General features: G+C 64.2%; 5 protein-coding genes and 1 pseudogene. 2 read left to right on the top strand and 4 right to left on the bottom strand.

Features of this window, described 5'->3' with window-relative positions:
• A partial coding sequence (locus XpopCFBP1817_RS21665) for a hypothetical protein (protein WP_158251319.1) occupies positions 1-599 on the top strand: 599 nt, incomplete at its 5' end.
• A gap of 19 nt (positions 600-618) precedes the next feature.
• Here XpopCFBP1817_RS21665 and XpopCFBP1817_RS24125 read toward each other — a convergent pair.
• The 4 genes and pseudogenes from XpopCFBP1817_RS24125 to XpopCFBP1817_RS17060 all read right to left on the bottom strand — a co-directional run.
• Positions 619-832 (bottom strand): annotated as a pseudogene (locus tag XpopCFBP1817_RS24125) (hypothetical protein); the annotation flags it as partial.
• Between the two features lie 78 nt (positions 833-910).
• On the bottom strand, positions 911-4051 hold the full coding sequence (locus XpopCFBP1817_RS17070) for an efflux RND transporter permease subunit (protein WP_128418026.1): 3141 nt from the start codon (positions 4049-4051) through the stop codon (positions 911-913).
• 199 nt (positions 4052-4250) lie between these two features.
• Positions 4251-7484: an efflux RND transporter permease subunit gene (locus tag XpopCFBP1817_RS17065; RefSeq protein ID WP_167393962.1), complete on the bottom strand. Its 3234-nt coding sequence runs from the start codon at positions 7482-7484 to the stop codon at positions 4251-4253.
• Positions 7485-7577: 93 nt separating this feature from the next.
• Positions 7578-8819, bottom strand: a complete 1242-nt coding sequence (locus tag XpopCFBP1817_RS17060; RefSeq protein WP_128418024.1) for an efflux RND transporter periplasmic adaptor subunit — start codon at positions 8817-8819, stop codon at positions 7578-7580.
• Positions 8820-9073: 254 nt separating this feature from the next.
• Here XpopCFBP1817_RS17060 and XpopCFBP1817_RS17055 point away from each other — a divergent pair, with 254 nt between their 5' ends.
• Positions 9074-10390 (top strand): M20 family metallopeptidase, encoded by a 1317-nt coding sequence (locus tag XpopCFBP1817_RS17055; protein WP_128418023.1) that lies wholly within the window; start codon positions 9074-9076, stop codon positions 10388-10390.
• Positions 10391-10551: the final 161 nt, after the last annotated feature.

The following is a 10551-nucleotide window of genomic DNA, read 5'->3' as shown; positions in this document are numbered from 1 at the left end:
TCGCTGATTTTTTGAAGGTATGGTCATCATCCAGTGCGTGTCACCACGGCTACGACTTGGTTGTTCGAGGTGCCCATAATGTATCTTTTTCAACCAGTGATGACGTACCCATCAACATCATCGGAATGGACTTGCTTCGGCAGCTTGGCGCAGTGGAGATGTCCAAAGAAAGCTTTAAAATTCTAGGGCGCGAGTCACGCCAAGTCTGTAACGATAATTTCAGACTGACTTCCCTGATATGGGGTTCTCCAATGACACCCAGGATACCCGCAATCATTCGCGGGCGCGAAGAGTTGGTGCTGCTGGACACAGGATCATCCACATCACTTGAAGCATCGGGGATTGATTTAACCGGATTTCCGCAAAAAGACCTCAGGACAAAACGCATTGTCGATCTTCTTGGGGAAAGGACGATCAGCTATGCTGAATCCACGGTGACGATGGTGCTAAATTCGCGAACATTCAATATAAATGCTTCGGTCGCTGATCAGAAAGGGATGGTTTTCCCAGTTTCATGGCGAATGGGTTACGATTTCATTTCAAAATCCAAATTGCATCTGGATGCCATGCATGGGCGTGCCTGTCTGATCGAGGGCTAAAATATCTGGCAGGCAGGGTTTACTGCCAAGTATCCACGAGGCATGTTGGCGAGAATTTTTTATTCGTCCCTGAAAAATCCCTTTCAGCGCCAAGTACCAGCGGTGACCGGTGCTTGCCATACCACCGTCCGCATACAGGCACGCAAGAACGCGATCCAGCACATCAGCCAATGCCGGGTGTATCCGGCCGCGCAGCCGAGCACATGCAGTGCATCGCTTTGGGCGCCTTTCATTGGGTGCTGACGCCGCTTGAGACTGCTAACGACCGATCACGCCGGCCAGATCAGGCCGGCGTGGAAACTGCGGATGGCTCAGTGCGCCGAGGCTGCCGGGCGCCGTGCTGCCGCGCGTTCTGCACGGCGTGCACGCGCACGTGCGCGCCGCGCCTTCCAGCGTTCGCTCAGGCAGGAGAAGATCACGTACAGCGCCGGGGTGCTGAGCAAGGTCAGACTCTGCGAGAAGATCAGCCCGCCGATCATCGCGATGCCGAGCGGGCGGCGCAGTTCCGAGCCTTCGCCCAGGCCAACCGCCAGCGGCACGGCGGCCAGGATCGCCACCATCGTGGTCATCATGATCGGGCGGAAGCGCACGATCGAGGCCTCGCGTGCCGCAGCGCGCGCATCCATGCCGTGCACGCGCTGCGCCACCAACGCGAAGTCGATCATCATGATCGCGTTCTTCTTGACAATGCCGATCAGCAACACCAGCGCGATCATCGAGATCACCGACAGCTCGGTGTTGGTGAGAAACAACGCAAGCAGCGCGCCGACGCCAGCGGCCGGCAGGGTGGACAGGATGGTGACCGGGGGGATCAGGCTTTCGTACAACATGCCCAGCACGATGTAGACGGTGAGCACCGCCGCCAGTAGCAATACGGCCATCGAACCGGGGCTGAGCTTCACGTTGAAGCTGTCGTCGCCGCTGAGGCGGATACCGTCCGGCATGCGCAGCCCGTTCACGGCGGCCTCGATGATCAGATCCGCCTCGCCGGTACTCACGCCCGGTGCGAGGTTGTAGCTCAGATCCATCGTGGTGTACTGGTTTTCATGGATGATTTGCGGCGGCGCCAGGCCCGGCAGCTGCGTGGCAACCGACGTAATCGGCACCATCAGGCCGGACCGATTGGGCACGAACACCTGGTCCAGCGCCTTGGGCGTTGCGGTCTGCGAGGGCAGCGCATTGACCACCACGCTGTACTGGTTGAGATCCGAATAGATGGTGGAAATGGAGCGCTGGCCGAAGGCGCCATACAACGCACCATCGATGGCACCGACCGAGATGCCCAGCCGCGCGGCCTTGGCACGGTCGATCACGATGTTCTGGCGCAAGCCCGAGGTATCCACATCGGTGCCGACATCGCGCAGGCGTGGATTCTTCTTTAATGCGGTCTGCAATTTGGGTAACCATTCCTGCAGCTGCGCCAGGTCATTGCCCTGCAACGAGACGCGGTATTGCGTGCCCTTGCTGGTGCCGCCACCGCCGTCTCTGGGCAAGTCCTGGATTGCGCGCAGGCGCAGATCCAGATCCGGATAGCGGTCGGCCTTGGCGCTCAGCCGTGCGACCACTTGCGCGGTGGTATCGCGGCGGCCTTCGTCACGCTTTTTCAATTCGATATTGAACGAGGCACTGGAGCCCTGACGACCGGAGCCCAGCCGCGCGCCGACGGTCTTCACTGCCGGATCGGCCATCAGCATGTCGCTGATGCGGCGCTGGCGGCTGACCATGTCGGCAAACGACACCGTGGCGCTGGAATTGGCGCGGCCCCAGATCAGGCCGGTGTCCTGTGCGGGAAACGAGCCCTTTTTGACCGCGCTGCCGAGCAAAATGGTGGCGCCGATCAGCAGCAGCGGCGTCAGCGATAACAGCAGCGCGTGCCGCAGCGAGAAATCCAGCGCCACCGTGTAAACGGCGAGCATGCGCTCATGCATTCGGTCCAGCCAGATGCCGAAACGGCCGGGTTTTTCCGGTTCGGTATGCGCCGACAAAAAGCGGCTGCACAAGGCCGGCGTCAAGGTCAGCGAGACCAGCATCGAGACCACGATCGCCGCGACCAAAGTCACGGTGAACTCGCGGAAGAACGCACCGATCATGCCGCTGGCAAACAGCATCGGAATGAATACCGCCACCAGCGAGGCGGTGATCGAGACGATGGTGAAACCGATCTCGCGCGCACCTGCCAGCGCAGCATCCAGACGCGGCATGCCTTCGTCGAGATGCCGCATGATGTTTTCGATCACCACGATCGCATCGTCGACCACAAAGCCAATGGCGATCACCAGCGCCAACAGGCTGAGGTTGTTCAAGGTGAAGCCCAGCATGTACATCACCAGCGCCGAGCCGGCCAGCGACAGCGGCACGGTGACTGCGGCAATCAACGTCGGTGCCAGCCGGCGCAGAAACAGCGCCATGGTCAGGATCACCATCACCAGGCTGATCATCAACGTGGCCTGCACCTCGTGCAGTGAGGCGCGGATGGTGGGCGTGCGGTCGAAGTAGAGCGTGAGCTGGGTGCCGGGCTGCAGGTACGCGCGCAGCCCGGGAATCTGCGCCTTCACCTGGTCCACGGTTGCGACGATGTTGGCGTCGGCGCGGGTGAAGGCGTACATCACCACTGCAGGCTTGCCGTCGAACCAGGCGGCCTGATACGCATCCTGCTGGCCGTCGTAGACGGTGGCCACATCGCCCAGCCGCACGATGCGCCCGTTGGATTGGGTGGAGATGGCCAGCTGCGCGAAATCGGCGGCCTTGGCGACCGAATCATTGGCGATGATCGCCGTGGTGGTGTTGCCGTCGGACAGAAATCCGGTCGGCGAGGTGACGTTGGCCGCACGCACCGCGTTGCGCAGATCGTCCGGGGTCAGGCCCAGCGCATTGAGTGCGCGTAGATCCACATCCACGCGCACTGCCGGTGTGGAGGCGCCTGCGATATCCACCGAGCTGATGCCGGTGATCTGGCGCAGCCGTTGTGCCAGCAGCGAGTCGGTGACGTTGTAGAGCTCATCGGCCGATTGGGTGTCCGAGGTCAGCGCGATGGCGATGACCGGGTCGTCGTTCGGGTTGGCTTTCGAGTAGATCGGCGTGCCCAGGCCGGAAGGCAGGTCCGATTGCGAGGAGTTGATCGCGGTCTGCACATCCTGCGCGGCCGAATCGATGTTGCGACTGTTCTGGAACACCAGCACCACCAGGCTGCTGCTCTCCGAACTGGAGGAGCGCATGCGGTCGATGCCGGGCAGCTGGCCCAGGTGCCGTTCCAGCGGTGCGGTGACGGTGGAGGCCATGGTGCTGGCATCGGCGCCGGACTGCGTGGCGTGCACGAAGATCACCGGAATCTGGATGTTCGGCAACGCCGCCACACCCAGCCGCAGGTAACACATCAATCCGATCACGAACAAACCGATCGCCAGCAGCGAGGTGCCGATCGGGCGCTTGATGAAAGGTGCGGAGATGTTCATCGGGACAATTCCTGGGCCGGAATGCCGTGAGGCGTCGGGACCGGGGATCGGGGACCAGGGACCCGGGGAAGCAACGGCAACTGCAATTGCGTGCTCCGGGTGGTCGCTGCGTCCCAGGTCTTGAGTGCGTTGCTCGCGCTGCTGGCTTCACCCCGGGTCCCCGGTCGCCGGTCGCCGGTCCCGATAGCGGCGCCCAGGCTCATGCGCGTTCTCCAGACCGCCCAAGCGCCGTAGCCGCACGCCGCGCGCGCCATGCGCGCACGCGCGCACCGGCGCGTTCCATGTACAGATAGATCACCGGCGTGGTGTACAGCGTCACCAACTGCGAGAGCAGCAGGCCGCCGACGATGGCAATACCCAGCGGACGGCGCAGTTCCGAGCCGATACCTGTGCCCAGGGCCAACGGCAACGCGGCTAACATCGCCGCAGCGGTGGTCATCATGATCGGGCGGAAGCGCAGCAGGCAGGCGCGCCGGATCGCTTCATGCGCGTTTGCTCCTTCGCGGCGTGCATCGATGGCAAAGTCGATCATCATGATCGCGTTCTTCTTGACGATACCGATCAGCAGCACGATGCCGACGATGCCGTCCACCGACAGACTCAGCCCGCACATCATCAACGCCAGCAACGCGCCGACGCCGGCCGGCGGCAGCGTGGAAATGATCGTCAGCGGGTGGATGTAGCTCTCGTAGAGCACGCCCAGCACGATGTAGATCACCACGATAGAAGCCAGAAGCAGCCACACGATATCGGTCTGGCTGCCGGTGAATTCGGCCGCCTTGCCGACGAATTCGGCATGCACCTGGGTGGGGATCTTGAGGTGTTGGCGCGCTTGTTCGATCGCTTCCACCGCCTGCGACAGCGAGTGGCCCGGCGCCAGATTGAACGAGACCGTGACCGCTGGCAGCTGTTGCTGGTGGCTTACCACCAATGGGGTGTTGGTGACCTTGGCTTCGGCCAGTGCGGCCAGCGGAATGATGCTGCCGGCGCCCACCACGATGCCGGTGTTCTGCGCGCCCACGCCGGTGGCGGTAGACGAGTTGGACGAGCTCACCTGGCCGAAGCTGGTGGCATTGGTGCCGGTCAACGCGCCGCTGCCGTTGCTGGCCACCGCCAGCTGATTCATCAACGCGGTGCTGCTGCGAAATTCCGGCGCCACTTCCAGCACCACCCGGTACTGATTGAGCTCGGTGAAGATGGTGGAGATCTGGCGCTGGCCGAAGGCGTCGTACAGCGTGTCGTCGATGGTCTGGATCGGCACGCCGAGCATGCTGGCCTTGTCGCGGTCGATGGTCAGTTCCAGCGCGCGGCCCTGGTTGGCCAGGTTGTTGTCCACGTCGGCCAGCTCGGGCAGCTTGCGCATTGCCTCGGTCATGCGTGCGGCCCAGGTGGCCAGCTCGGCGCTGTCCACATCCGACATCGAATACTGGTATTCGGTGGCTGCCACGCGGGTGTCCAGGGTGACGTCCTGCACCGGCTTGAGGAACAGCGCCACACCCGGAATGCCGGACACCGCTTTTCGCAGGCGCGGCAGCACTTGATCCAGGCTGTCGCGATCGCCGCGCGTTTTCAGCACGATCGACAACTGGCCCTGGTTGAGGGTGGGATTCATCGAGCCGGCACCGATGAAAGCCGCCACACCGGTCACCGCCGGGTCTTTCTGCAATGCCGCGGCCACCGCCTGGGTGCGCTGCTGCATTTGCGGGAAGGCCACGTTCTGATCGGCCTGCACCACGCCGGTGATCAGGCCGGTGTCCTGCTCCGGCAGCAGGCCTTTAGGGATGGCGATGTACAGCACCACGGTCAGCGCCACCGCACCGATCGCCACGGCCAGGGTCAGCGGCTGGTGCGCCAGGACCCAGTCCAGGCTGCGCTCGTAGGTGCCCACCGTGCGCGTCCACAGCGTGGTCTTGCCGGCTGCGGCTGCACGCTCGTGCGCGTCTTCGCCATCGGGCAACGCGTCGGGCTTGAGCAGGTAGGCGCACATCATCGGCGTCAGCGTCAGCGACACCAGCATCGAGATCACCACCGCAATCGACAGCACCCACGCAAACTCATGAAACAAGCGCCCGGTGACGCCCGGCATCAGTAGCAGCGGCAGGAACACCGCCACCAGCGACACGGTCAGCGACAACACCGTGAAACCGATCTGTCTGGCGCCGATGTCGGCCGCTTCCGGCCCGCTCTTGCCTTGTTCGATGTAGCGCACGATGTTTTCGATCATCACGATCGCATCGTCGACCACGAAACCGGTCGCCACGACCAGCGCCATCAGCGACAGATTGTCCAGCGACATACCCGCAAACGCCATCACCCCGAAGGTGCCGGCCAGCGACAGCGGCACCGCTACCGAGGGAATGATGGTGGCCCACAGCCTGCGCAGGAACACGAAGATCACCGCCACCACCAGGAAGATCGTCAGTACCAGGGTGAACTTCACTTCGTGCACGGACGCGCGGGTGGTTTCGGTGCGGTCGGCGAAGACTTCCAGATGTACATCGGCCGGCAATACCGACTGCAGCTGCGGCAGGATGCTGCGGATCTGCTCCACCGTCTGCACGATGTTGGCGCCGGGCTGGCGGCGGATTTCCAGCAGTACCGCCGGCTTGCCGTCTGCCCAGGCGGCAAGCTGATCGTTTTCCACCCCGTCGATCACGTTGGCCACATCGGCCAGCCGCACCGGGCGGCCGTTGCTGTAGCTGATGATGGTGTCGCGGTATTGCGCCGCATCGGTGAGCTGGTCGTTGGTGCCGATGCTGTAGGACTGGGTCTTGCCGTTGAGCGAGCCCTTTGGCGCGGACACATTGGTCTGCGTCAGCGCGCTGCGCAGCGACTCCATGGTCAGGCCCATGTTCGACAACTGCGCGGGGTTGACCTGGATGCGCACCGCAGGGCGCACGTTGCCGGCGATCGACACCAGGCCCACGCCCGGCACCTGCGACAGCCGCTGGGCCAGGATCGCATCGGCGTAGCGGTTGACCTCGCGCAGCGGCAGCGAATCGGAGGTGAGCTTGAGGGTGAGGACCGCCGCGTCGGCCGGATTGACCCGGTTGTAGACCGGCTGATACGGCAGCGACGAGGGCAGGCTGGCCTGGCGGATCGCCGCCTGCACGTCCTGAGCGGCGATATCGATGTCGCGGTCCATCGAGAATTGCAGAATGATCGTGGACAGGCCTGCCGACGAATCGGAGGTCATCATCTGCAACCCGGAGATCTGCCCGAGCTGGCGTTCCAGTGGCGTGGTCACCAGCGAGGCCATGGTGACCGCGTTGGCACCGGGGTACTGGGTGGAGACGACCAGGCTGGGCGCGTCGATCTCCGGCAGTGCAGAGACCGGCAGTTGCCGGTAGCCCAGCATGCCCAGCAGCAGGATGCCCGCCATCAACAACGAGGTGGCGATCGGACGGCGGATGAAGATGGTCGAAAAGCCCACGGGCGATGTCCTTGCTGAAGACGTCAATCGATGCCGGCGCACGCGGCGCCGATGCACATGAGCGACGGAAGTCCCGTCGCCGATGGTCGCGCGTTAGCGCGGGCCGCCGGTGCGTCGGCTGCCGGTGCCGCTACGTTCCTCCTTGTCCTGCGCAGCCTTGAGCTGGGCCTCGGTCGGTCCCGGCGGGGTCTGCCCCGGCTTGAGCGCGCTGACCTTGCTGCCCGGCTTGAGCCGGAACTGGCCTTCGGTCACCACCCGCTCGCCCTGCTTGAGCCCCTTGGTGATCTGCACATGGCTGTCGTCCACCTCTACGCCCTGCACCACGGTGCGCATCTGCGCGGCGTTGTCGGTGCCGACCACATAGACGTAATCGCCATCCTGGCCGCGCTGCACGGCCTGTGTCGGCACCACGGTGCCGTTGGAAATGGTGCGCAACTGCAGGCGCACGTTGACGAACTGGCCCGGCCACAGCGCGTTGTCGGCGTTGTCGAAGATCGCACGCGCGCCGAAGGTGCCGCTATCGGCGGCGATGCGGTTATCGATCACGTCCAGCTTGCCGCCGCCGCTGATGATGTGCGCATCGCCGCGATCCAGCGCCGCCACGTCCAGCGCTGCGGCGGCCTGGCCGCGACGCACCGCCTGCAACTCGCGCTCGGGCAGGTTGAAGGACACGTAGATCGGGCGGATCTGGGTCAGGGTGACGATGGTGGAGGTGCTGCTGACGATATTGCCCACGTCCACGCCGCGGATGCCGGCAATGCCGTCGATCGGTGCCAGGATGCGGGTGAACTGCAACTGCACCTGGGCCGCGCGCATCTGCGCATCGTTGGCCGACACCGCCGCCTCGTACTGCGAGACCTGGTTGCGCTGGGTGTCCAGATCGGTGCGCGAGACGTATTGCTGATAGGCCGGATCGTTGGAGCGCTGGTAGTTGACCCGCGCGGTGGCCAGCAGCGCCTGGTTCTGGCGCTTGGCCGCCAGCGACTGGTCGTAGCTGGCCTGCAGGCTGCGCGGATCGATCTGCGCCAGCAGCTGGCCCTTCTTTACTTCCTGGCCCTCCTGGAAGCTCAGGCTCATCAGCTGGCCGCCGACCTGCGGGTTGACCGTCACCGTGTTGAGCGCAGTGACCGTCCCCAACGCGCTCGCGTAGACCGGCACGTCCTGCGTCGTGGTGGCTACCACCGTGACCGGCACCGGGCCGCTATCTTCGGTACCGTTGCCGCCCGGCGCGCCTGCCCGCTTGCCGTGATTGCCCCCACCGGACATGCGCATTGCAACGAACGCCACGACAAGCACCGCTACGACCAGCAGTGTGATCTTCCAAAAACGCGACATGCGACAACTCCTGAGGGCGGGCCGGGCGCTGATGCGACCGTGGGGCAGCTGTGCTAAGCATATCGTTGCGCCAAAGCAATTGAGCGTTACCGAAGTAACGGCTTTCCGGGCGAAGCGGCCACAACGTTCACAGATGCAATGCAGCAACGCACGACGGCTGTCGCGGTTGACCGGCAGACTGAATCGGGCACCACCGCAGCCTGCCAGCTGCGCGGGTGCACTACATTAGCAAACCTTTAATAAAAGTATTCTCGATGCGCCACTCTCACCGGCTGCTCAGCGCGCTGTTGCTCGCCATGCCCACGCTTGCCGCCGCCCAGGCCGCACCCCGGCCTCAGGTTCAGGCCGCGGCCGCGCCATTGCAGACCAAGCTGGTGCAGTGGCGCCGCGACTTCCACCAGCATCCGGAACTGTCCAACCGCGAGGAGCGCACCGCCGCCACCGTGGCCGCGCAGCTGCGCAAGCTTGGCCTCAAGCCGCGCACCGGCATCGCCCACCACGGGGTGGTGGCCATCATCAAGGGCGGCAAGCCGGGCCCGAAGATCGCCTTGCGTGCGGACATGGACGCCTTGCCGGTGAAAGAACAGACCGGGTTGCCGTTCGCTTCCAAGGCAACTGCCGAGTACCGCGGCGAGCAGGTCGGGGTGATGCACGCCTGCGGCCACGATGCGCACACCGCGATCCTGCTCGGCGTGGCCGAGGCACTGGTCGGCATGCGCGAGCAGCTGCCCGGCGAAGTGATGCTGATCTTCCAGCCCTCCGAAGAAGGCGCCCCCGGCAACGAAGAAGGCGGCGCCTCGCTGATGCTCAAGGAAGGTCTATTCGCCGACTTCACCCCGCAGGCGGTGTTCGGCCTGCACGTGTTCTCCAGCGTGCAGGCCGGCAAGATCGCGGTGCGTAGCGGCCCGCTGATGGCGGCCTCGGACCGGTTTGCGATCAAGATGATCGGCCGGCAGACGCATGGCTCTGCGCCGTGGAACGGCACCGACCCGATCGTGGCCAGCGCCGACATGATCGGTGCCGCGCAGACGGTGATCAGCCGCCGCGCCAACCTGTCCAAGCAGCCGGCGGTGTTGAGCTTCGGCGCGATCAAGGGCGGCATCCGCTACAACATCATTCCCGACGACGTGGACATGGTCGGCACCATCCGCACCTTCGACGAAGCCATGCGTCAGCAGATCTTCGCCGACCTCAAGACCGTGGCCGAACACACTGCGGCCGCGCACGGGGCCACCGTCGAGGCGCAGGTGCCGGACCAGCCCGGCAACCCGGCCACGGTCAACGACCCCGCACTGACCGCCAGGATGCTGCCCAGCCTGCAGGCCGTGGTGGGCGCCGACAATGTCTACGAGCCGCCGTTGCAGATGGGCGCGGAAGATTTTTCGTTCTATGCGCAGCAGGTGCCGTCGATGTTCTTCTTCGTCGGCTCCACCGCCAAGGGCATCGACCCGGCCACCGCGCCCAGCAACCATTCGCCGCAGTTCCTGCTCGACGAATCGTCGCTGGATGTGGGCTTGCGGGCGCTGTTGCAGGTGTCGCTGGATTATCTGCAGCAGGGCGAGGCGGGCTGAATCGGGAATCGGGAATCGTCTGCGGCTGGGCGATTCGCGGTTTTTGTAGGTGTGCGGGCGGGCTGAGGCCCGCTCGGTGATGTCTTAGAGCCCGTTCAAAGTCTTCCCGAATTATCCGATCATATGGAGATGAGAGCACGCTATCCCAGTGACGTCAGCCG

It is taken from the genome of Xanthomonas populi (genome assembly GCF_002940065.1).
In the GTDB taxonomy this organism is placed as follows: domain Bacteria; phylum Pseudomonadota; class Gammaproteobacteria; order Xanthomonadales; family Xanthomonadaceae; genus Xanthomonas; species Xanthomonas populi.
This window is presented reverse-complemented; position numbering and strand designations above follow the sequence as displayed.